This window comes from Pseudoalteromonas phenolica (genome assembly GCF_044788725.1).
Classification (GTDB): domain Bacteria; phylum Pseudomonadota; class Gammaproteobacteria; order Enterobacterales; family Alteromonadaceae; genus Pseudoalteromonas; species Pseudoalteromonas phenolica_C.
This window is the reverse complement of record NZ_CP173161.1, coordinates 3,111,812-3,134,146: the sequence shown is the minus strand read 5'-3', so window position 1 is coordinate 3,134,146 and position 22,335 is coordinate 3,111,812. Positions and strand designations below refer to the sequence as shown.

The window sequence follows — 22,335 nt, the reverse complement described above, 5'->3', positions numbered from 1 at the left end:
GTTCCTAAAAAGTAAGTACCCGAGTTTAATGTATCACAGCGGGTTTAAACAAAAAGTGAGCAATTATTAAGGATAAACTAGGCCTGTGCAATGATTATTTTAAATTATTTTAATGTGTTTTAAATCAGTGGTTTACTGTGTTTTTGTGCTGTTTTTCAAGTTATTTTTTTTATTTTTGCTAGCACGCTTTATTTTTGTAGGTGATGAGTGAAAATTAGGCTAGCATAGCGGCGTTAATTTACACTTATTTCTGTTAGGATTTTTAAAGCATTGAACATCACACTTGCCGAGTTATTCTCGATTGACCCTTTTACTTGGACTGAATTAGGCACCGCCATTTTATGTGGCTTTATTGTTGGTTTAGAGCGTCAGTTACGAGGCAAACCCGTTGGTATTCGTACCTCTTCTTTAATCGTGCTTGGTACTTACTTGTTTATCGCTGCGTCGAACTCACTGAATAATGATGTAACCGATACATCGCGGATCATAGGCCAAGTCGTGACGGGCGTGGGCTTTTTAGGTGCCGGTGTAATGCTTGCCAAAGATGGCATTGTGGTCGGTGTGACTTCAGCAGCGACGATTTGGGTACTTGCAGGGATTGGTGTCGCTATCAGTGTGGCGGGAGAACTCGCTGCAATTAAGCTTTCGATATTGGTAGTTGGTATTCTATATGGTGTTGATGTGCTTGAAGATTACTCTGCATCACTGACACGGGGTGTACACAGTAGATTTAATAACTGGAAGAACAAGCAGCGCTGATCACAGTTAAACTATCTTAATTTGTAACAATATAATTCAAAGCCAATTTTCATCGTGACAGCTGAATAAATAAGCGTCATGATGAAAATTCAGGGCATCCCAACACCCACTTCCATTTTTATTAATTTCAGCGTCAAGCTAACTATTATTTGCGAACAATTAATTATGAGCAGTGAACTCTCGTTCTCACGGGTGAAGGATTTCCCTTTGCTGATGTGGATATTACTTTTTGGCTCCTTTATTACTCGGGGGAGCTTCTTTATGGTGTGGCCGTTTTTGGCGGTCATTTTGTACGATAAATTTGCCTTAAGCGCGACTGAGGTCGGGCTAATTCTATCGACGGCGGCCGTGGTGGCGGTTTTTGTCAGCTTTATTGGCAGTACACTCTCTGACAAGCTAGGTCGACAAACGGTTATGTATGCCACGGGTGTCCTTTATATCGTATCTTTTTCTCTATTGGCTGAGGCCGATACCGTCACAATGTTTGCCATCGTGATCACCCTGTGCTCGATTGCCACAGCGCTTTGGCGACCTCTAGCTTCGGCGCTGATTGGTGACATTATTGATGACAGTAAAACACGAGAACTGGCGATGCAGAGCATGTATTTCATCGTGAACGTGGGTTGTGCTGTGGGTCCAATTGCGGGTGTGTGGTTGGGTTTAACAGGCCAGCAGTCGAGTTTTTATATCACAACCGTGGCCTTTGCATTTTTGCTAGGGCTGCTAGTGTGGGGTTTTTCCCATCATAAAAGGTCTCATCATAAAAAGACGCAGCATGAAAAGTCTCTGCAAAGTACAGAGAACCAAAGTACTAGTTCGACAGAATTAGAGAATAATGAACCTGTAAAAGAAAGTATCGGCATGAAGCAAACCTTGGCTATTTTAGCCAAAGATCGCTTACTTCAGTGTTTGATATTAGCCAATGTCATCTGTTTATTTATTTACGGGCAAATGGATAGTTCATTAATACAATATCTGACTCGCGAGAATGTCCCGCAATTACTTGAGCTAGTTTCGTCACTGATATTTACCAATGCCATGGTGATCATCACCTGCCAGTTTTTGTTATTACGGATCATGGCTAAGGTTGAATTGGTGCATCGTATTCAAATTGGCTTAGTTTTGTTGATGTGCTCACAAGTGTTTATGGCACTCAATGTGCCGAGTTTCTTCTGGGGCTGGATAGGTGCAGTGGTGGTCTTGAGCTTGGCTGAGGCGATTTTATTCCCGACCATGAACGTACATATAGACCGTATTGCGCCGGATAATCTAAGGGGCGCTTATTTTGGCGCGTCAGCGTTTTACGATTTTGGTTTTGCCTTTGCGCCCCTTGGCGGTGGCATTATTTTAGATCTATTTGGCGGTTTCTGGTTGTTTGTGACTTGCTCAGTCATGTGTGTTGTGGTGATGGGGTTGTACTACGTATTAGAAAAGCTTCCTCGACCAGACTTTGCTTCGCCACAAGCCGAACTGCGTTAAAATTCGTTGTTGCCTATTGAGCGGTTAAACACTATTACCTACAATAGGCGCGTTTTTACACTGTATTTAAGAAAAGATTATGACTGATAAAACAGATTTACCAGCAATTCCTGATCACCTTTCAATTAATCCTCGTAGCAAGTTCTACAACGAAGAGATTTTACAGCACGATATCGGCGTGCGTTTCAAAGGTAAAGAGCGTAACGATGTAGAAGAATACTGCATCAGCGAAGGCTGGATCAAAACAGCAGCACCTAAGGCGCTAGACCGTTTCGGTCAACCTATGCTGATCAAATCAAAAGGTGAAGTTGAAGTATTCTTCCGCTAATCACTGTGAGGAGTAAGCGCCTGCTTACTCCTTTGTATATTACCCATCAATTATTTAAGTAACCTGAGCTCTGGATAATAAATCTATCTCCAGCGGCTACTTTCAACGTTAACTGCGTTGAATTTACTTGCAATAGGCTAGCTATTGTCGCGTAAATTCGCCTGGTTATCGCTAAAAGTCTCCGGCTGCAGAGTTGAAAAAGTGCTTATCAATTAAATATCAATACGTTAGTAAATCTCTTAACCAAAGCTCAGGTTAAGTACTCTGCATACGCTTTATACTTAGCTTTCTTAAGATGGCTTTTCTTGGCATTACCAACCAAGCTACAGCAAGAGTTGTTACACAGATCACACATAGTTTCAATAAAATTGGCCAGTTGAGCTCTGCCACAGCCACTTGCAGCCAAACAACAATAGGCAGGTGCACTAAGTACAGCCAGTAAGAGTGGTTGGCAAGTTTTTGTGTGAAGGTACTTGGTTTGTTTGCAAATTCTTTGAATAAACCAATAAACAGCATGCAAGAGGTCCACATCATTACGGCATAACTCATTACAAAGGCGACTTTGATCTGTAGATAGTACTCATGCATATATTGCATTTGATAACGAGAGAGCAAGACTGCGGCGATACAGCTACATAACCAAGCACCTAGTTTAAAAGCGCTCAGCTTCGTAAAATCTGCAAGTGCATTTTGGTGATTGAATAATACCCAGCCAAACAAAAAGAAACCGCTATATAAACATAGCACTGGCCATTGTGGTGTTAGGCTTTTATCTGGGGTATCGACTCCCCAGTGCTGCATATACCAAAGGCAACAAGCAGACAGAGGAATAACAAGTAAGTACAAGCCTTTTCTGGTAAGCGTATGCACAAGAATAAAGTGCATTCTGCCAGCTAATTTAGGCGTAAATTGAGAAAGCTTGGTATGGAGTAAGTAGAGTAATAATGTCAGAAAAGTAGCCAGAGTGAGGTAGTACAAGAACCACAAATGTGTGCCGACAAATAAACTCATAGATAAGCCTTTAAAATCGCTAAAGCTTGTCACTAAAGCCGCGATTATATTCGCGTCACCTTGCATACTTTCAGCACCCATTATCCAGCCTGACACCAGTAGTGGCCTAAGCAATATCCAGCCTAGTAAAAACGGCAGCACAATCCGTGTAAATCGCGATGTTAAAAACCGCGTTATACCGACTTTTTGTAGCGTCATACAAGAGAAAAAGCCGGCAATTAAAAAGAAAACCTCTAGACGAAACGCGTGGCTAATGAACACAAACACCGACACCCAGTCACTGGTTGAGATATCCATCACCGCCCAGCCGATGAAGATAGGTAAAAACGATAGACTGGCATGATAGACAATGCCCAGTAATAAAGCGTACGCACGAACTGCGTCTAAATAGTGCAATCGGGTTGTGGTTGTCATTGTTATGTCTCTCAAAGTGAAGGGAGAGGCCTGCATTCAGGCCTTACTAATTGCGGTATTAATAAACCTGAGCTATGGATAATAAATCTATCTCCAGCGGCTACTTTCAACACTAACTGCGTTGAATTCACTTGCAATAGGCCAGCTATTGACGCGTAAATTCGCCTTGTTATCGCTAAAAGTCTCCGGCTGCAGACGTTAAAAATGACTTACTTTCTCAATATCAATACGTTAGTAAATTTCTTAACCAAAACTCAGGTTAATAAAAGCCAATCTCATCAATTTGATAATCGAATTTGGCTTGTTGCAGGCTAAACGCAACAATGCTTAAGCTATTGAGAGTTTTAGGATCTAGTGGTGTTTGTGCCGACCATGCGCGTTTCATGTCTTTAAAAGGCAATTTGACGGTATGGAATTGTCCATCCGCTTTGATCATGACAGGAAGTGCATGATAGTCGTAGTTATCAATCGCACTGCTATTGGCTGACACCGACAGCATGCCTTGGTTGATTTTAACTTTTATAACAATGCCCTGATATTGGCTGGCATCGAGCTGTTTGCCAAATTCGTTAAGTGGCAACACCGAACTTGCCCAACCAGGCTGACCCCGAGGCGGTACAATATCGCCCTTGGCTGAAAGTAGGCCATTACTTACGCTTATCTGGGTTGTGGTTTTACCGCCGGCGCTGGTGTCGTCAATAAAAAGTCTTTCAAAGCCCATATTGTTTTGTGAGGTCGAATTAAAATCATCGACCAGTGTTTGCGACTCTCCCGCCCAAGTGGCATGTGAAAAGCTAAATAGCAGGGTAAGTTTTACGACTTCTATAAAGTGTTTAAATGTCATGTTAGTGTGCTCTATGTTGATTTTCGACTGCAAAAAGCCTGCGGCGTTTTTGCTTGGTTTAATCAATAAGTGTCGGGTGGTTCGAAAAGGTGACAAAATAAATCACAAAAAATTTTTTTAATTTTTGTTGTCACCTTTTTTGCAGAGTAGGCACTTATAAAAAGAAGAAGATAAAAACAGGCTTGAGGCATGTTCAATACAGCAAAACAACATAAAACACTTGATGATGCGGCTTTGGTGATGCGCGCGCTTGGCGGCAATAAAAGTGCTTTTTGCGAAATAGTAGAGCGCTACCAAACACTACTTTGTTCATTGGCTTATTCAGCCGTGGGCGATATCAAATACAGTGAAGACTTAGCTCAAGATGCATTTGTTGAGGCGTGGAGAAAGCTCGATACTTTGCACGACCCAAATAAACTCAAGGCTTGGTTGTGTGGCATTCTTAAATTTAAGATAAGTCATCATTATCGCAAGCACGCCTCAAGTGCAGAAAAGCACAGTGAACAGCTAGAAAGCGCAGAGCATATTGGTGCTGAAAACGCAGAACTTGAGGCCAACGCAATTTCAGCGCAGCAACAAGCGTTGATGTGGCAAGTGCTTGAGCAACTCGATGATACTTACCGTGCACCGCTGATTTTATTTTACCGAGAGCAGCAATCCGTTGAGCGTGTCGCCAGTGAACTGGATTTATCGGTCGACACCGTAAAGCAGCGCTTGTCGCGAGGTCGGAAGATGATGAAAGAGGCGGTTACTGAGCTTGTTGAAGTTTCGCTTAAACATTCAAAACCGGGTCTGGCCTTTACTTCTGCGGTCATGTCTGCAATCAGCGACATTGCACCACCGGCTAAAGCGGCAGCAGGTTTAGGTGCTTTTAAAGCAGGTGCAGGGTTTAACTTTGCTAGCATCATGGCTGTGTTGGGCTCAGCATCTGGGGTTGTGAGTGCGTATTTTGGTTTGAGAGCCAGTCTGGATCAATCTCGTACAGAGCGAGAAAAAAGCTTAGTGAAAAAAAGCGTATTCTTATTTATGTTCGTTGCCGCGCTGTTTGTTGGGGTTTTGTTATTACTCAAACCACTTGCTTATGCACAGCAAAATTATGTCGATGAAATTACCTTAGTTGCGCACCTTAGCGTATTCATCTTCGTTGCGGCTTATATCTGGTTAGTAAAACACGCATTCAATGCTATGAAGCAATTAAGGGCGCAAGAGCGGCTTTTTAACCCTGAAGCCTTTAGTGCAGAGCAAGATAAACCCAATGCCAAGCAAAGGGAGTACATCAGTCCTATTCGTTTATTCGGTGTGCCACTGATCCATATGCAATTTGCCATGCCAGAAAAAACAGACAACCCCGCCGTTGGTTGGATAGCAGGTGGAAGTAAAGCGTATGGGTTGCTGTTTGCATGGGGCGGGATTGCTATCGCGCCTATTAGTGTGGGTATTATTTCTTTCGGCATTTTAAGTGTAGGGGCAGTAGGCATTGGATTACTGGCCGCAGGCACGGTGGCCATAGGTGGTTTGGCATTTGGCGCCTCAGCCATTGGCTATCAGGCATTTTCGTCTTTGTCTTCATTGGCATGGGAGGGAGCTGTGAGTGGTGGCTTTGCAGTTGCCGTAAACGGTGCCATTGGCGCAATTGCGTATGCTGAGCAAGCAAATAACGAACTCGCCGCGCAATTGACGAATTTATCTTTCATTAACCAGTATTATGCTTGGGTGCTTGGACTCATTGCGGTATTTGTGATTGTGCCAGCGGCGTGGCATTCGAATAAAGTCAGCGCCAGAATGAGAAAAAACGCGCTGAAGTGATCAGCGCGTTTTCTAAGTTAAAACTCGTTATTTCTCAGCTTTTTCTCAAATAAAGCCAGTGGCAAAGCCTGCCAACATAAAGAAAGCAACCATCCAGATAATAGGCAGTTTAAGCTGTTTCATTAAGTAAAAACCCACTAATATTAAGGCAATATCAAGTGGCTGTAGTACTGCACTAATAAATACAGGTTGATATAGCGCCGCAGCAAGTAGACCTACGACGGCAGCGTTAACGCCTGTTAAAGCGCCCGCAACCTTTGGTTTTTGCGCCAGCTGTTGCCAGTTCTTTAATACCGCTAATAATAATAAAAAGCCCGGAAGGAACACCGCCGCTGTGGCAATGAGCGCGCCTGCAATTGGGTTGTTTGGTAGTAGCTCATAGCCAATGTAAGTCGCAAAGGTGAACATAGGTCCTGGTACAGCTTGTGCAGCTGCATAGCCCGTTAAAAACGCATCTTGGCTGAGCTGATCTCCGACGATATTTTGCAGTAGCGGTAGTACCACATGGCCGCCACCAAATACCAAGCTGCCCGCCTGATAAAAGTCATTAAACAAACCAAGCTCTGGCGCGATGTGCGCAGTAAATGGTAACCCTAGCAATAAGCCGATAAATAAGATTAGCGGGACGAGATTCGGCTTGAAAGGAGCTGATTTTTCATTAGCTAAGCTGCTTTGCTCTGATTGTAAAAACAGTGTGCCCACGATAGCTGCAAAAACTAATAAGGCGATTTGCATTATGATGCTTGGCATGACTAATAGCGCGATTGCCGTGAGCAAGCACAAGCTTACCGATAGCGTGTTCTTACAGAAGTTTTTATACATACCCCAAGCAGCATCGGCAACCACTACCACGGCCAGTAGCTTCAAGCCATGCACTACATTTTGAAAAGCACTGGTATCCATGACTTGGCTTGAAAGTAAGGCTAAACCTATCATGATCAGAATGGATGGTAGAGTAAAACCTAAAAATGCCGTACAGGCTCCTAACAGGCCGCCGCGTTTATAACCCAGTGCAAAGCCGACTTGGCTAGAGCCCGGGCCTGGTAAAAACTGACTGAGCGCAACGATTTGTGCATATTCATTATCATCAAGCCACTTCATCTTCTCGACAAAGGTTTTTCTAAAGTAGCCGATGTGAGCGGCTGGCCCGCCAAAGCTTATCCAGCCAAGCCAGAAAAAAGTTTTAAAAATAGAAAGCATACGCAAGACGCAAAATGCGAGGTTGTTATAAGTATGCCCATAGTGTAAAAATTCACTTAGCATGATTCAAATTAATAGTATTTATGCTAACTATGAATAATTTAGGATTTACTGGGCTAGAGTGAGCTAGAGAAACAAATGGGTAAAGAAGAATTGCAGTGGCGACATATTGATTTAAATCTGCTGGTGGCATTTTCGTATCTGTATCGCCATTGTAGCGTCAGTATTGCTGCAGAGCATGCTTGTGTGAGCCAATCGGCAATGAGTCATAGTCTTGCTCGATTAAGGCAGCTTTTAGGTGATGTATTATTCGAAAGAAAAGGGCATCAAATGTGCCCAACCGAACGTGCACATCAGATATCGCCTAAAATCAGCGTGTTGCTCGATACCGTTTCTGGACAGATTTTGCAAAGTGAGCCTTTTTCTCCCAGCCATTATCAAGGTGTGTGTCGAATAGGGTTAACTGACTACGCCGAACTGATATTTGCGCCAGCGATTTATGATGCTATTCGAGCGCAAGCTCCCAATACTCAGATCAGCTTGATAAATGTGAATCGCAGTAACTATGAGCAAATCTGTGAGCAAGAAAAGCTCGACATCATTATCGGTAGTATGCCGCTTTTGGCTGATGGTTTTAGCAGTCAGCATCTATACACTGAACAGCATGTGTGTTTGGCTGATTTATCGGCTTTAGATTCATCTATTTTCTCAGCCGATGGTCAATTAAGTTTGCAGTCATTTGCAAAGCTTGAGCATGCTTTAGTGAGCCCAGATGGTAAGTTGGCAACTCAAATTGATAAAACTTTGGCAGAGCATGGTTTATCGCGTCAAGTTACCGTAGCAAGTCGTAACTTTTTAACTGTTCAAACTTTGCTTAAAGGGCGCGCCTTGATAGCGATTGTGCCGAGGAAAATGGCAGCTTTGGCCACCGAGCAAGCAGGGTTGTCTATGTTGGAGCCGCCGATAGCAGTTGCTGATTTTGATATTGCAATGATCTGGCCTGAGGTGAAAACTCAAGATGACAAAAGCCGTTGGTTACGTAGTGTGTTAGAAAAAGTTCTAGTCTAGTGCGAGAGGTTAAAAGCGAGCGAACTCGCTTTTATTTAAACTAGTACACAGTTAACTGATGATGGATAGATTGCACCAGCTCTCTAGGCAGGCAAAGTTGATTGGCAAGCGCTTCAAGGTATTGCTTTGAGATCGGTTGGTTTAAATCAATGGCGCTGACACTCGCGGCATAAACCTCAATGCCTGTTTGTGCGTCAGGCACTGATTGCACTAACTCAGAGAGCGTCATAGGTTTTCTTAACTCATCAAATAACATGGCTTTTTCGTTAACGGTCAGCTCCATTGTTTCAACTTGCGCAAAGATTTTTTGGCGCTCAGTTTCATCAATATGACCATCAGCATAAGCCGCGGCTATCATGGCGCGCATAATAATTAATTGGCCTGAGCCCGACTCGTCCTCAACCACTTGTTCAAAGCTTTGCTCCGGCATATAAGCAGGTGTGAAGTCAAAAGTACGACCTTGGGAAGCATGCTCTTGATGTGCTTGGTTGTGACTGCGTTTATTCATGGCGCTGTCATAAGCGCGACTATCAGCTTGCTGCTGTGCAGCTTTATTTTGCTCTGAATATTCTTTGTAGGCTTTCCAAGCAAGACCGCCTACCGCAGCAAGAGCACCATATTTAACGGCTTTTTTTCCGGTTTTTTTACTTTTCTTACCGCTGACTAAGCTAGTCAAACCGCCGCCAGCGACGCCTCCTAAAAAGCCACTTAGGGCACCTGATTTATTAAGACTGCCGACTAACTTTTGTAAGTCTTTCATTGTTGTCTCCTTCTCTTTATGTACCCAGATTAAGAGAAGCAACCTAAAATTAAAAGCCCATATTTGTTACAAAGCACGTCAGTTTTGCAGTAATGCTTTAATTTTGTTGTGCACGAATAAAAGCCGTTTGGCGGTGCGCTTTTTGTTTTGCGTGACGAGGCAAACAGGTTCCATACTTGGCTGTTCGAGTTCATGAATATGAATTTTTTCAGGTTCTGCAAAGCTAGCCACTGCGCTTTGAGGCAGAACCGTAAAGCCAAGCCCTAAGCTCACTGGGGTTAAGATCAAGCCAATTTGGTTTGAAAAGCCACTCTCTTTTATGTCCTTAATATGCGTGAATTCAGTAAAGTTCGCTTTGAGCAGTTGATTGGCATGGTGATGCCCGTCAGGGTGGTTAATAAAACCAAGTTGTTTTAAGGAGTCGAGAGAGAGATTATCAATCGGTGATGGTAGCACAAGCAGTAGTGGCTCTTGAGCTACTTCTTCGAAGTTCAGTAGGCTTGAGTTTGCGTGTTCTGTGACTAAGCCAATATCAATGTCACCTTGTTGTAATGCCTTAATAATGCTGCTATTTGGCGCAAACTGATAGTGAATGATAAGTTCAGGAAACTGTATTTGCAGCGCTAATAGTTGTGGATATAGGCGCAAACCTATGCTGCCTGGTGACATAACCTTTACCACACCAACATGCTCAGAGTCTGTGGTTACTTTTTCTTTGAAGCCTTGTAAGGTGGCAACGATTTGTTTGGCTTCTTGATAGGTTTGTTCACCGGTTGGTGTTAGTACAAAGCCTTTTTCTGTTTTTTGAATAAGCCGTTCACCCAATAGGTCTTCAAGTTTTTTTAAATGCTGACTGACCGCGGACTGAGTAATAAACATCTGTTCAGCGGTTTTAGTGAAATGCTTGGTTTCGACGAGTGTGCAAAAGGTACGCAAGAAGACTGGATTAATCATTAGTAAATGTACTTAAAAATATAAGAATTTATAATTTCAAATAATGATAGCCGATTGCGTAGACTATTTCCTGTACTTTATAGGAGCGCATATATGAACACAGTTTACCCAAGAACCTTTTCACATATTGGTATTTCTGTTCCAGATCTGGAGCAAGCCGTTAAGTTTTACACTGAGGTGTTAGGTTGGTATTTGATTATGGAACCAACCGAAATCACAGAAGATAACAGTGCCATTGGCGAAATGTGTACTGACGTATTTGGTGCTGGATGGGAGCGTTTTCGCATCGCGCATTTGTCTACAGGTGATCGCATTGGTGTGGAGCTTTTTGAGTTTAAAAACCAACAAAACCCTGAAGATAATTTTGAATATTGGAAGACTGGGATTTTCCACTTCTGTGTGCAAGATCCTAACGTTGAAGAGCTAGCTGAAAAAATCGTGGCTGCGGGTGGTAAAAAGCGTATGGAAAAACCGCGTTTCTATTATCCGGGCGAAAAGCCTTATCGCATGATTTATATGGAAGACCCGTTTGGCAATATTTTAGAAATTTATAGCCATAGCTATGAGTTAATCTACAGTGCGGGTGCTTATTAAGTTAGCATTTAGAGGAATGTGCTCACGCATGTGAGCACATTTTTAAAACACGCTTAAGCTTACTTTTCAGTAGTTTGCAAATTAGCGATTGATTTTACGCACTCTGAAGTTACGACCTTTCATTTTACCTTCACCAATCACGTTTAAGGCCTTGCCTGCAACTTTTCGTTCAACAGCAACAAAAGAGGCCATGGCAGTCACTTTAATTTTACCGATTTGGCTGCCTTTAAGCGCATTATTCGCCGTTAAAGCACCTAAAATATCACCCGGACGTAGCTTGGCTTTTTTGCCGCCATCAATTTGTAGTGTCACCATAGGTGCACGGGTAATTGGATTGTTAAATACGGCATCACTTGGCAGGTCACTCGGCTCAATGGTGATATCTAAATAATCTTCTAAGGCATTTACTTTATGAGACTCTTTGTAGCTCATCAGTGAACATGCAATACCCGTATTACCAGCACGACCAGTACGGCCTACTCGGTGCACGTGTACTTCAGGGTCGTGGGCAATATGGTAATTTATCACCATTTCAACATGGTCAACGTCAATACCGCGAGCTGCAACATCGGTGGCTACTAAAATGGTTAAGCTCTTGTTAGCAAAGCGCACTAAAGTACGGTCACGGTCTTTTTGTTCTAGGTCGCCATGAAGGGCGGCACTATCAAACCCAAGTTGTTGTAATTCATCACATACCGCTTGGCACTCAGCTTTGGTGTTAGCGAATATCACCGCTGACTTTGGTTGAAATTCAAGTAATAGCTTTTGTACGGCATCTAAGCGCACATCGTTGTTGTCTACTTCATAGAAATATTGGGTGATGTTGCTGTGTTCGTGGCTTGCTTCGACAGTCACTTTTTCAGGTGCAGTCATTACATGCTTAGCCAGTTGCTCAATTTTTGGTGGGAAAGTCGCACTGAAGAGTAAGTTCTGACGTTGTGCAGGACAGTGCTCAATAATGCATTCAATGGCGTCTTCAAAGCCCATTTCTAGCATGCGGTCAGCTTCATCTAGCACAAAGGTATTTACTTCGCTTAAGTCTAAACGACCTTTGCGTAAATGCTCCTCAATTCGACCTGGTGTGCCAACAACAATATGGGCGCCATGCTCAAGCGAACCAATTTGTGGGCCCATCGGCGCACCGCCGCATAAAGTAAGTACTTTGATATTGTGAATAGCGCGAGCAAGCTTGCGAATTTCTACCGCAACTTGGTCGGCTAATTCGCGCGTTGGACATACGACCAGCGACTGCACACGAAAACGTTTTACATTGAGGTTATGCAATAAACCTAAAGAAAACGCGGCCGTTTTACCTGAGCCTGTTTTACCCTGACCAATCACATCTTTGCCTGCTAAAATTAATGGCAGTGTTTGCGCTTGAATGTCAGTCATGTGCTGATAACCCAATGATTCTAGGTTGTCTAACAAATCGCGAGAAAGTGATGTTTGAGAAAATAGCTGTTGCGTCAAGGTCAGGCTCTTTGAGTTACAAAAATTGATTGGCGAGAGTATAGCATGGCTTGAGACTCAGGCTTAGCTAGTTTATTGTTGAGTAATTATACTATTTGATGTCATATTTTTAACAGGGGAGTTTGACTATGCGCGCTGCAATTAATAAATGGGGCATTAAGTTTTTAGCAAGTGCCTTTCCTGCTAACAAACCCACTTTGATAACGGGCAGTGGCGCGATGCTGAAATTGGCGAAGTTGATGGTGAGCAGTGGTGTACAGCGCCCATTGATCATCGCCGATGGCTTTATGACGCAAAGCGGTAAACTGTCTGCTTTAACGCAGCTTTTAACTGATGCCAATTGTCAGTTTACCGTCTTTGATGAAGTTGTGCCGAATCCGACCATGCTAGAAGTCGAAAACAGTGTGACTCTGGCTCAGAGTATTCAGGCTGATGGTATATTTGTTGTAGGCGGGGGCTCTGCGATTGATATTGCCAAAGTGGTTGCGGCGACGCTTACGAATGGCAATAAACCTAAAAAACTCATTGGCATGATGCGGGTAAGAAACAAGCCACTCCCTTTGTTTGCGGTGCCAACTACGTCTGGTACCGGCTCTGAAGTAACGGTTGCAGCGGTGATCTCCGATCCTGTATCACATCAAAAAGCGTTTTTCTTAGACCCTGATTTTGTGCCACTCGCGGCAGGACTCGATACCGATTTACTTGCCTCATTACCGGCTGCGATCACCGCTTATACCGGCATGGATGCACTGACTCATGCCATTGAAGCCTATCTTGCACGGGTGCACTTTAATGATGCACAGAGTGATGCCTTAACTGCAATTCGTATATTACTCGAGTATTTACCTCGTGCTTATAAAAATGGTGCAGATTTAGAAGCACGCGAAATGGTCGCGCTGGCCTCGTTTATGGCGGGCTATGCGTTTAGTAAACAAGGCTTGGGCTATGTGCATGCCATCTCTCATCAGCTCAGTGCCCATTACAATACCCCCCATGGCTTAGCCAATGCGGTGGTGTTACCTAGAGTATTAAGATTCAATAAACCGCATTGTTTAAATCAACTTGCCGAAATAGAAAGCGCAATTTTAGGCTATGACTCAGAGCAGCCCGAACAGCAGTTGGCACATAATTTTATTAAACGAATCGATCAGTTGTCTGATGAACTACAAATAGAAAAGTCTCTAGATAGTCTTTTAGAAAAAGACTTTTTCAAGATAGCGAAACAAGCATTGCGAGAGGCTAATGACTCTTACTCTGTGCCCAAAGCGATGAAGCTTAATCAAGTAATTCGAATTTTAGATGCGGTAAAAGCGGGAGAGCGAGAAGTCGCGTTTTAGAAAAGCATTGAGTTAGGAGGCAGTATAGCCCCCATGTTCTAATTATGAATATTTTTACTAGTTCGCTAACACTTCACCCAGTGCAACAGGTGCAGAGGTTTGTTCTTTAATCGCATTTAAAACAGCAACCAGCGTATTGTGTTGGCTGTTTTCATGGGCTCTAACACTGATTGCGGTAATGTCTGCATTGGCTGCCAGTTTGGCGATGTTGACGTTTATTGCGTCAATTTCAACTTGGCGATTATTTAAATACACCTTGTTGCTGGCATCTATGGTGAACTGTGGGGTCACTTTTGGTGTGACAGACAATGTCGGTGAGTTGTTCCGTTCTATGTCTAATACAGCTTCTTTATTGAAACTGGCGGTAACAATAAAAAAGATTAATAAGATGAAAACAATGTCTAGCATTGGATTCATGTCTACGCTGAGGTTTTCTTGCATGTGTGCTTTAGCTGTTTTTATCATTTTATTATCTCCATGTTGTTTCAATATTCAGCCTAGACCAGGTTTGTAACCTCACCTTTAACCTGGTGTTAATATTTACAATTCTTCACAATAAACCGAAGCCTGTATCAAATTTAGATAAAAAAAGGGTTAACCGTTAGGTTAACCCTTGGGGGCATATGAGTAGGAGCAAGCCCTGATGGGCTTACATTTATACCAATCCTCAAAATAGATCACTTAATTAAGAGGATTGGTATTACTCTTTAAAGTTGGTAACTGACTTTGCCAGCAAGCTCGGCGATGTCAGTGATCTTAGTTTGACCTTTAATTTCGGCAAACGGTTTGTCTTGATAGTTTGCACCGCGAAGCTGCACGTTAATGCGAGATGCTTTAGGATTCGCTAACGTTTCATCGTAGAACTGTTTGATATCAGCCAATTTTACGTTCTGAACTTCAGTGATCATCTGTTGCTTAGAATCGTAATTCCAGTTCTCTTTATACCAATCCGAGAAGATAGGAGACACTTCATCGTACATATTCTTTGGTGCTTCAGTGAGGCTCACTAATACACCTTGTTTAATAGCTGCAAATTGCTCAGGTGTCAGTGCGTCTAGCTTGGCTTTGTACTCAACCTTGAAGTCATCAAAGCGTTTTTGCGCTTGTACTAGGTCCATAACCGGTGATTGGATGTAAAGGCCAATACTTGCATAGTCATCAACAGGGTAGTAGAACGCGCCTACAGCGTAGCCCAATTGCTCCTCAGTTCTTAATTGGTTAAACGCTTCGTGGCTGAAATGCTTAGCCAATACATTAGCAATGGCTTTTTGTTTGAAGCCTGCTTTACGGTGAACATGAATATCTAACAGGCCGTTATCGGCAGCTGCAGTGTCTTTTTGATAACTTAAAACCTGCTGTGGTAGTGGTGCGATGGTTTTTGTTTTCGCAAAGCTCGTTTGCTTGTGATCGCGACCAAGAGTCTTACTGATAACCTTAGCAACATTTTCAAGGTCGTCTTGGTTGTAGTTACCAAACGCAAATACACGTGGTTGGTTTGCTTTAAGTAGTGTTTCTAAATGTGCTTTGAAGCTTACAACATCAAGTTTTTGTGCTGCAGCTATAAACGCATCATCTTCAAAGTTATTGGCTTCTGTTAAGTTTCTTAGAGCTGGGAATAACTGGCGAACGGTGAACTGTTTTTGTGAGTTCTTGATACCGCGAATTAAACGGTCTTTCGCTTGTGCAAAGTTAGTGTCATTCACTTCAGGAATAAGCGTTGCAAGCATTTCTGACAGTAAGCGATCTTGCTTATCAGTAAAGCCGTTTAGTAACAGGCTCATGCCATTGCTGGTGGTTGCACGTGTACTAATTCCGGCAACATCAGCCTCGGCTTGAAGCAGACTTTGCTGAAGATTGTAAAGATCAGACCAAAGCGCAAGTGACACTTGGGTGTTAATATCGGCGTTCGCTTCACCCACATTTAGATCAATCTTTAAAATGCCTTTAGGTTGCTCTGCAAAAAGTTGGCTCGGGTAGTGCCATACTTTTACGCCGTCTTTTTCAACTTTTAATTCAGCCGTTGCTTGCTTCATACCTGCAGTTTTAAGGTCGAAGTTTTCAGGCAATAAACGGTTTACTTTTGGTAGTGCTAACGCCACTTGAGTTGGTTTTTTCCAAGTTGCAATTTCGCTCTGCGCAATACCTTCGATGCGGTATTCGCCAGCATAGAAATGCTGCTTCTGATCGACTTTTTCGTTTTTGCTGGTATACCAAATACGCAGTGTGTCAGGGGTTAATTGTGACAGCACGTCATCAACCGCTTTGGCATTGAACTGACCAAAATAGTAAGGCGCATTTATGCTGTAGTTCAGCGGGTAATCTTGCATGCTATTTACTAACTGAGCGGCATAGCTGAACTCGTCGATTTTTTGTAAGAATCTAAACTCGTTATCAAGCGAAGTTTTGATTTCTTTGTAGTACTTTTCGTCAACGCCTTTTTCTTTAACAAGGTCAATGTACTGCATGATGATGGCAACGATTTCGTCGCGGTTTTGCATACCTAAATCAGTTAGATTTAGGGTAATAGACATTTCACCATAGTTACCATAGTGGTTTGGCGACCCGCCTGCATTAAGCGAGCTTATCCACCCTAGTGCTTTTAATTGCTGAGCGGGTGTGCCCGGCATTTCAGAGCCCAGTAGGTAAGACACGAACGCATTAGGCTTGAACTTAAATTGGTCTTGATTATTACGAACGGTGAAGTCGAGTTTGAGTTGTTTTAAGTCTTGATTCGGCTTGTAGTAAATCTTTTTACCACCTAACTCAGCAAAGTTAATTTCTTCCTTAACCTGTGGTTTCTCGATGCCCTTATCTTTAATTGATGAAAAGTGTTTCTTCGCTAACTTTTCCATCTCATCCAGTGTTGCGTTACTAATTAACGCTACTTTCATGATGTTTGCTGAGTAGTATTTGTTATAAAACTCAACGGTTTCTTTATGTAGGTTACTGTTTTCTTTGTCGCCTAACGTTTCTAAGTTACCGATTAAGAAGCGGTTAGCTGGGTGTTCGCCCATCATATCGCGCGATAATTTAAATTGACCAAAAAAGTCCATTTCGCGGCGCATTGACCATTCAGCGTTAACGGCATTGATTTCTTTTTCTGTGTACTCAGGATAAAGCTTAGGAGACTTGAAGAAGTCAGAGAAGCGATCAAGGGCTTGGTCATAGGCGTCGTTATTCACTTTAAACATATAGTTTGTGTAAGTTAACCAAGTTGATGCGTTTGATACGCCGCCGTTTTGAGTTAAGAACTCTTGATATTCATTGGTGTCTGGATACTTTTCAGTGCCTAAGAACAGTAAATGCTCAAGGTAGTGCGCCATACCTTGTTGGGTCATTGGATCTTGTAATAAACCGACGCCAACGTTCAACGCCGCCGCTGATTTCTCAGTAGTTGGATCTGACACCAAAATAACTTCAATGTTGTTTTCTAATTTTAACGTTCTATACCCGCGCTGATCGTTCGGGCTAACCGCAAGCTTATTGAGTGGCGCAAGTGTGTTGCTTGCCGTTGTTTGTGTGTTGTTATCCGAAGTGTTTGAACAAGCAGCAAGTGCTAAAGCCAGTGCACTAATCGTAAATGCTTTTTTCATCAGGTGTCGTCCTCTGATTTTTCCAGTTTTGAATTTTTAGTTTACGACTTTGGAATTTTTTAATCACTTCATTCCAAAGGCATTTTGTAAAGCGATGTAAAGTCTAATAATTAGCCTGAGTTTTAGTTATCTAATCATTTACGCCAGCAATATCGCCACGCCTTACCGGGTAGCCTAAATGCATCCAACCAAAAATGCCTTCCCATAACACCGCGGTACGCGTGTACCCTCGGGCTCGGAGTTTATTAATGGTGTGATCGGCTGCGGCGCGGGGGCAGGAGCAATAAGCGACAATTTGTACATCTTTAGGAATACCTGCCACGGTTTCGTCTAAATCGGCGTAATAAGGGAAAGGGATCGCGCCCTCAATATGGGCGGTTTGCCATACCGAGGTAACCCGAGTATCGAGTAAAACCATGCGCTTTTTGGCGCTAAGTGCTTCATTGAGATCTTTCGACATAACGTACATGCCATCTTTTAAAGCAAAATTAGGGTCTTCGCCGTTTTTATTGATGATGTAATCTTTTGGCTCAGGGAGCGCTTTTAGTACGGGTGTTTCGTCAGTCCAGCCCAGAGATTTACTGCGTAAAAAAGCGGTAATGTTGTCTATGTCGGCTTTTGAAAGTTTGTTTTTAAAAGCTTGCATGGGCGTGCCTTGGCGGCCTTCTTGAATGGCATAGCGGATAAACTCATCAGTGTTATGGGCAAGGGCTGATTGGTTCATCAAAGCAGGAGCGGTGATACCTTCACCTTTACTGCCATGACAGCTTGAGCATTGTTTTTGATAAACCACTTCACCGCGCTTTATATCACCATGTACAGGGTTCGTTGAGAACTTAAGGCGATCATAACCAGCTTGTTCAAACAACCAATAAGTTAAATCCCAAGTTTCGTCGAGTGTCATAGGGCCGCCTACTTCATCTAGATAACCGCCCATAGCTGTGCCTTCTCGGCCATATTGCATTGGTCTTAAAACTTGGTGAGCAATACCCGATTCCATGAGACTTTTGCTACGTAGTGATGGAGCGTGATCGTTTTTATGTCCTTCTCTGTTTTCACCATGGCAAAGAGCACAATATTTTTGGTAATTATTGGCGGCGACTCGGGCTTGCTCAGTCGTTAATTTTCGGGGAGGAGAGCGTCGCTCTCGTTCTTGTGAGTAAGCAAAACTTGCGGTGATGAGTAACGCTATTAGCGAGCTTGCGATTAGTCCAAAAGAGATTTTAAACATAACCAACCTAGGGTAACAATGACGGTATTTTGAGCATAATTGTAGCGCTTTGCGATTACTAGCCAAATACAAATCTCGTAACAATTTTGCCTGTTTATAGCTCAAAAATAATTGCTAAATCGGTTAGTTATTTTTGTGGTTTGATAAAAATATGCGCTTTTTTAAGCGAGTATGCAGAAGCTGTCTATACTCTTGGTAGTCAAAAGATAAGGTAAATGCCATGAAGCAATTTAAAGCGTTATTATTAATTTTTGTATGTGGTTTAGTTTTAAATGCCTGCTCACAAGCTGAAATGGTATCGGTGAATGAGTGCGATAAAGTTGTCGCCCATGCCAAGTCGGTTTTAAAAGAAAATGCCCCAAGTCAGGCTGACATGTTGAAACAGTGCAAAGCGGCATCGGATGAAGCGAGAGGCTGCGTGATGGCTGCAGACAAACCCATGAAATTATTGAAGTGTGACTTTTAAAGCCATAATCTATCTGCCCAGAACCACCTTGCCAGTAGTCTCGCAAGGTGGTTTTTTCTTTGAGGGGACTTTGAGAGTTAAAGACATTCTTACTTTAGAAATAATCAAGGCTTAATGATAAGCCTCTGAGCGTTCAATCACTTCGATTTCATAGCCATCAGGATCGGCAATAAAAAAGAATTTAGCGACGAGCTCATCGTCATTATAAAAAGACTTAATGGGACGAGGCTGATAACCCAGCTGTACAGCTTTTTCATGCAGCGCTTCTATATTTTGCGCGCTAAATGCCAGATGCCCATAGCCATCCCCTAGAATGTAAGGCTTGGTTTTATCATGATTAACGGTAAGTTCAAGCTCAAAATCACTTTCATGATTACCTAAATAATGTAGGTCAAAACCGTTAAAGTTTAAGGTACGCTTTACCTCTAAGTTGAGTATATCTTGGTAAAATTGCGTCGACTTTTTTACATCCAAAACTCGGATCATACTGTGGATCATTTTTGCCACGTTTAAGGTACCTATCTAATATGTGAACTCTATTCTTCAGTGCCGCAAGGTTTATTCAAAACAACAAAACGCTCAGTGCGTATTCAAGAAGGTGTTACTAAAATTCAGGCTTGTCAGTAATTAGAGCGTATAGCGAATGATGAAGACCGACCGGTTACCGAATTTATTTCAACCAATTACTAAGCGATGGTTAAACCCTATGGTAGTGAGAAAAAACTTGCATCAATTTTGAGAGTTACTTGTTTAAATGATGCGTTGAATAATAAATAAAGTTGGGTCACATAGGGTAGTAACCAAATACTACATACAAATTAAATTTATTTGTCAGGGCTAATTAACCTGTTGTTCAGGTTAAAGTCCCTATTTTTATAGTGGAAATAAAAAGCACTTACTGACTTGTTCAGGTATGACCAGAAACTTGAATAAAAGTCATACAAAATAATTGCGTAAAACTAAATTTCTAATGCTAAAGTTTTGCTGTTTTTAATCAGTACTAAGGCATAAAGATGAGTAAGCGCATAGCAATCGCTATCCTTACTAGCTGTTTCTTAGTTGCATGCGGCGGTGGCAATGAAGCAAACACGAGTAAGGATACACCCGTATCAGAGAGCCCTACAACAACACCGATCAATGGAGGTACGGATGGGTCAGGTAATAATGGAAATAATAGTGGCAGTGATGACGACGACAATTCCGCGTCAGAGAATAACCCTCCTGTTATAAATTTAACTTCTCCAACAGAAGTTAACCATGGTCAGCAAGTCGAGATAAAAGCCAATGCCAGTGATGCAGACGGTGATACGGTTAGCTATAAATGGCAACAATTGGCAGGACAGGCTGTGACATTATCAGCCCAAGCCGAGATCTCTTTCGAAATTCCTCAACCTATTAACGGCTTTGACGAAACGTATCGTTTTTTATTAACGGTGACCGATGAGCATAGTGCACAGGCAAGTCAAGAATTTGCATTTACGGCTAAAACAGTTATGGGTAGAGAGCAAGCTGCTCGTTTGCTGCATCAGGCTGGAGTTGGGCCAAGATATGAAGAAATCTTAGCCGCGGAGGGCATGAGTGCTCAGCAGTGGATTGAAGCACAAATGCAGTTGCCAATAACCTACCATGTTGATTATTTGGAAAACTATCCAAACCGCGATTATCCAATTCAAATTAATCGCATTGATGCTTGGTGGAAGGGCAGTATCAATGCACCCGATCAGCTAAGGCAGCGTGTAACTTATGCGATGAGTCAAATTTTTGTGGTGTCTGACTACAATAATGCGCTGGCCAATCAGCCTAAAGGTATGGTGAGTTATTATGATATGTTGCAAACGCATGCTTTTGGTAACTTTAGAGATTTGCTTGAAGCGATCACTTTGTCTCCGATTATGGGGATTTATCTAGATCACCTTAACAATGAAAAAGCCGATGAAGAGCGCAACATTCGCCCTGACGAAAACTACGCCCGTGAGCTACTACAGTTATTTAGTTTGGGCTTGAACGAACTAGAACTTAATGGCATAGCAAAAAAAGATGAAAATGATTTGCCGATCCCGGCTTATACCCAAGAGCATATAGAAGGGTTTGCGAAGGTATTTACGGGTTGGACATTTGGCGCCAGTGAGTTTTGGAACCGCCCAAGTAACAACCACTCAATACCCATGAGCCCATTCGAAGAATATCATTCGACTGCAGCAAAGCATTTGCTCAATGGCGTGGTGATCCCTGAGAATACAGGGCCAGAGGAATCGTTAAAAATCGCCCTTGATACCATTTTTGAACACCCAAATGTTGCGCCTTATATTAGTAAACAGCTGATCTTAAAATTAATCACATCAAATCCAAGTCCAGGTTATGTTGAGCGTGTCGCAAAAGTGTTTAACGACAACGGTGAAGGCGTAAAGGGTGACTTAGCAGCAGTCGTAAAAGCCATTTATTTAGATGCCGAAGCAAGGCAATTTGGTGCGCCACTTGAGTACTTTGGCAAAGTGAAAGAGCCGCTATTAAAACAAGTACATTTGTGGCGAGTATTCGATGCGAAAGCACTTAATAATTTTTATTTTACGGGCAATTTACCCTTGATGTTTGGTCAAGGACCGCTGCAATCAACATCGGTATTCAACTTTTATCAACCGGATCACCAACCGCAAGAGCTGTCGGGATCAGAGTTGCTCGCACCTGAGTTACAGATTGCCAATGACGCGTATGTCATCAATACCTTGAATAGTCATTTTGATGAATTTAGTAGCCGCGTCGCTGAGCGTTATGACAGCTTGTATGAAAACCGCGTCTACTTATATATGTCAGAAGACATGGCGTTATTGGCAAACTATGGTTTGAGTGCGGTGATAGATAAATACGACACCTTGTTTTTTGCAGGCTCAATGTCAGAAGAAATGCGCCAAGCCATTTACGATATGGACGCCTATTTCTCTTCGAGTGAAAGTCACCTAAGGCTTTCTTACATTATCTTTTTAATTACCGTCTCAGCTGAATACAGCTTGCAACAATAGGAGC

19 protein-coding genes are annotated in these 22,335 nt (G+C 42.6%); 9 read left to right on the top strand and 10 right to left on the bottom strand.

Features of this window, described 5'->3' with window-relative positions; all coding sequences use genetic code 11:
• Window positions 1–276 precede the first annotated feature (276 nt).
• The 3 genes from ACH784_RS14220 (at window position 277) to ACH784_RS14210 (ending at window position 2,566) form a co-directional block, all read left to right on the top strand.
• Window positions 277–759, top strand: a complete 483-nt coding sequence (locus ACH784_RS14220; RefSeq protein WP_404395276.1) for an MgtC/SapB family protein — start codon at window positions 277–279, stop codon at window positions 757–759.
• A 165-nt stretch (window positions 760–924) separates the two neighbouring features.
• Complete coding sequence (locus tag ACH784_RS14215; RefSeq protein WP_404391259.1) at window positions 925–2,238, top strand: MDR family MFS transporter; 1,314 nt, start codon at window positions 925–927, stop codon at window positions 2,236–2,238.
• A 79-nt stretch (window positions 2,239–2,317) separates the two neighbouring features.
• Window positions 2,318–2,566: a DUF3297 family protein gene (locus tag ACH784_RS14210; RefSeq protein WP_058028947.1), complete on the top strand. Its 249-nt coding sequence runs from the start codon at window positions 2,318–2,320 to the stop codon at window positions 2,564–2,566.
• A 255-nt stretch (window positions 2,567–2,821) separates the two neighbouring features.
• Here the strand turns inward: ACH784_RS14210 and ACH784_RS14205 are convergent, their stop codons facing one another.
• Together ACH784_RS14205 and ACH784_RS14200 are read right to left on the bottom strand one after the other, a co-directional pair.
• Entirely contained in the window at window positions 2,822–3,991 is a 1,170-nt protein-coding gene (locus tag ACH784_RS14205) for an acyltransferase family protein (RefSeq protein ID WP_404391256.1), read from the bottom strand.
• Between the two features lie 259 nt (window positions 3,992–4,250).
• The gene (locus ACH784_RS14200) at window positions 4,251–4,835 is read right to left on the bottom strand and encodes a CIA30 family protein (protein WP_404391254.1); all 585 of its coding nucleotides are present in this window, start codon (window positions 4,833–4,835) and stop codon (window positions 4,251–4,253) included.
• Window positions 4,836–5,024: 189 nt separating this feature from the next.
• On the opposite strand from ACH784_RS14200, the gene ACH784_RS14195 reads away from it, so the two are divergent.
• Window positions 5,025–6,641: an RNA polymerase sigma factor gene (locus ACH784_RS14195; RefSeq protein WP_404391252.1), complete on the top strand. Its 1,617-nt coding sequence runs from the start codon at window positions 5,025–5,027 to the stop codon at window positions 6,639–6,641.
• 45 nt (window positions 6,642–6,686) lie between these two features.
• Here the strand turns inward: ACH784_RS14195 and chrA are convergent, their stop codons facing one another.
• Complete coding sequence (gene chrA / locus ACH784_RS14190) at window positions 6,687–7,841, bottom strand: chromate efflux transporter (RefSeq protein WP_404391250.1); 1,155 nt, start codon at window positions 7,839–7,841, stop codon at window positions 6,687–6,689.
• Window positions 7,842–7,979: 138 nt separating this feature from the next.
• On the opposite strand from chrA, the gene ACH784_RS14185 reads away from it, so the two are divergent.
• On the top strand, window positions 7,980–8,909 hold the full coding sequence (locus tag ACH784_RS14185; protein ID WP_404391248.1) for a LysR family transcriptional regulator: 930 nt from the start codon (window positions 7,980–7,982) through the stop codon (window positions 8,907–8,909).
• A 40-nt stretch (window positions 8,910–8,949) separates the two neighbouring features.
• Here ACH784_RS14185 and ACH784_RS14180 read toward each other — a convergent pair whose 3' ends face one another.
• Complete coding sequence (locus tag ACH784_RS14180) at window positions 8,950–9,669, bottom strand: tellurite resistance TerB family protein (RefSeq protein WP_404391246.1); 720 nt, start codon at window positions 9,667–9,669, stop codon at window positions 8,950–8,952.
• Window positions 9,670–9,747: 78 nt separating this feature from the next.
• Window positions 9,748–10,623, bottom strand: a complete 876-nt coding sequence (locus ACH784_RS14175) for a LysR family transcriptional regulator (RefSeq protein ID WP_404391244.1) — start codon at window positions 10,621–10,623, stop codon at window positions 9,748–9,750.
• A gap of 93 nt (window positions 10,624–10,716) precedes the next feature.
• On the opposite strand from ACH784_RS14175, the gene ACH784_RS14170 reads away from it, so the two are divergent.
• Window positions 10,717–11,217, top strand: a complete 501-nt coding sequence (locus ACH784_RS14170) for a lactoylglutathione lyase family protein (RefSeq protein WP_404391242.1) — start codon at window positions 10,717–10,719, stop codon at window positions 11,215–11,217.
• 81 nt (window positions 11,218–11,298) lie between these two features.
• Here the strand turns inward: ACH784_RS14170 and dbpA are convergent, their stop codons facing one another.
• Window positions 11,299–12,687, bottom strand: coding sequence for an ATP-dependent RNA helicase DbpA (gene dbpA, locus ACH784_RS14165; protein ID WP_404391240.1), 1,389 nt, complete (start codon window positions 12,685–12,687; stop codon window positions 11,299–11,301).
• 128 nt (window positions 12,688–12,815) lie between these two features.
• Here dbpA and ACH784_RS14160 point away from each other — a divergent pair, with 128 nt between their 5' ends.
• Window positions 12,816–14,024, top strand: a complete 1,209-nt coding sequence (locus ACH784_RS14160) for an iron-containing alcohol dehydrogenase (protein WP_404391238.1) — start codon at window positions 12,816–12,818, stop codon at window positions 14,022–14,024.
• A 57-nt stretch (window positions 14,025–14,081) separates the two neighbouring features.
• Here ACH784_RS14160 and ACH784_RS14155 read toward each other — a convergent pair whose 3' ends face one another.
• From ACH784_RS14155 to ACH784_RS14145, 3 genes are all read right to left on the bottom strand, one after another.
• Window positions 14,082–14,489 carry an ExbD/TolR family protein gene (locus ACH784_RS14155; protein WP_404391236.1) on the bottom strand — a complete coding sequence of 136 codons (408 nt, stop codon included), beginning with the start codon at window positions 14,487–14,489 and terminating at the stop codon, window positions 14,082–14,084.
• Window positions 14,490–14,731: 242 nt separating this feature from the next.
• A complete protein-coding gene (locus tag ACH784_RS14150; protein ID WP_404391234.1) occupies window positions 14,732–17,617 on the bottom strand; it encodes an insulinase family protein in 2,886 nt (961 codons plus the stop codon).
• A gap of 130 nt (window positions 17,618–17,747) precedes the next feature.
• Window positions 17,748–18,848 (bottom strand): c-type cytochrome, encoded by a 1,101-nt coding sequence (locus ACH784_RS14145; protein WP_404391232.1) that lies wholly within the window; start codon window positions 18,846–18,848, stop codon window positions 17,748–17,750.
• A 220-nt stretch (window positions 18,849–19,068) separates the two neighbouring features.
• Here ACH784_RS14145 and ACH784_RS14140 point away from each other — a divergent pair, with 220 nt between their 5' ends.
• Entirely contained in the window at window positions 19,069–19,314 is a 246-nt protein-coding gene (locus ACH784_RS14140) for a hypothetical protein (protein WP_404391230.1), read from the top strand.
• 111 nt (window positions 19,315–19,425) lie between these two features.
• On the opposite strand, the gene ACH784_RS14135 is transcribed toward ACH784_RS14140, so the two are convergent.
• Complete coding sequence (locus tag ACH784_RS14135; RefSeq protein ID WP_404395275.1) at window positions 19,426–19,812, bottom strand: VOC family protein; 387 nt, start codon at window positions 19,810–19,812, stop codon at window positions 19,426–19,428.
• A gap of 515 nt (window positions 19,813–20,327) precedes the next feature.
• Here ACH784_RS14135 and ACH784_RS14130 point away from each other — a divergent pair.
• Window positions 20,328–22,331, top strand: a complete 2,004-nt coding sequence (locus ACH784_RS14130; protein ID WP_404391228.1) for a DUF1800 family protein — start codon at window positions 20,328–20,330, stop codon at window positions 22,329–22,331.
• Window positions 22,332–22,335 lie beyond the last annotated feature (4 nt).

Bases quoted from the DNA above. Each gene is read 5' to 3' on its own strand.
- ACH784_RS14215 (WP_404391259.1), top strand. From the start codon at position 925: ATGAGCAGTGAACTCTCGTTCTCACGGGTGAAGGATTTCCCTTTGCTG.
- ACH784_RS14210 (WP_058028947.1), top strand. From the start codon at position 2,318: ATGACTGATAAAACAGATTTACCAGCAATTCCTGATCACCTTTCAATT.
- ACH784_RS14205 (WP_404391256.1), bottom strand. From the start codon at position 3,991: ATGACAACCACAACCCGATTGCACTATTTAGACGCAGTTCGTGCGTAC.
- ACH784_RS14200 (WP_404391254.1), bottom strand. From the start codon at position 4,835: ATGACATTTAAACACTTTATAGAAGTCGTAAAACTTACCCTGCTATTT.
- ACH784_RS14195 (WP_404391252.1), top strand. From the start codon at position 5,025: ATGTTCAATACAGCAAAACAACATAAAACACTTGATGATGCGGCTTTG.
- chrA (WP_404391250.1), bottom strand. From the start codon at position 7,841: ATGCTTTCTATTTTTAAAACTTTTTTCTGGCTTGGCTGGATAAGCTTT.
- ACH784_RS14185 (WP_404391248.1), top strand. From the start codon at position 7,980: ATGGGTAAAGAAGAATTGCAGTGGCGACATATTGATTTAAATCTGCTG.
- ACH784_RS14180 (WP_404391246.1), bottom strand. From the start codon at position 9,669: ATGAAAGACTTACAAAAGTTAGTCGGCAGTCTTAATAAATCAGGTGCC.
- ACH784_RS14175 (WP_404391244.1), bottom strand. From the start codon at position 10,623: ATGATTAATCCAGTCTTCTTGCGTACCTTTTGCACACTCGTCGAAACC.
- ACH784_RS14170 (WP_404391242.1), top strand. From the start codon at position 10,717: ATGAACACAGTTTACCCAAGAACCTTTTCACATATTGGTATTTCTGTT.
- ACH784_RS14160 (WP_404391238.1), top strand. From the start codon at position 12,816: ATGCGCGCTGCAATTAATAAATGGGGCATTAAGTTTTTAGCAAGTGCC.
- ACH784_RS14155 (WP_404391236.1), bottom strand. From the start codon at position 14,489: ATGATAAAAACAGCTAAAGCACACATGCAAGAAAACCTCAGCGTAGAC.
- ACH784_RS14150 (WP_404391234.1), bottom strand. From the start codon at position 17,617: ATGAAAAAAGCATTTACGATTAGTGCACTGGCTTTAGCACTTGCTGCT.
- ACH784_RS14145 (WP_404391232.1), bottom strand. From the start codon at position 18,848: ATGTTTAAAATCTCTTTTGGACTAATCGCAAGCTCGCTAATAGCGTTA.
- ACH784_RS14140 (WP_404391230.1), top strand. From the start codon at position 19,069: ATGAAGCAATTTAAAGCGTTATTATTAATTTTTGTATGTGGTTTAGTT.
- ACH784_RS14135 (WP_404395275.1), bottom strand. From the start codon at position 19,812: ATGATCCACAGTATGATCCGAGTTTTGGATGTAAAAAAGTCGACGCAA.
- ACH784_RS14130 (WP_404391228.1), top strand. From the start codon at position 20,328: ATGAGTAAGCGCATAGCAATCGCTATCCTTACTAGCTGTTTCTTAGTT.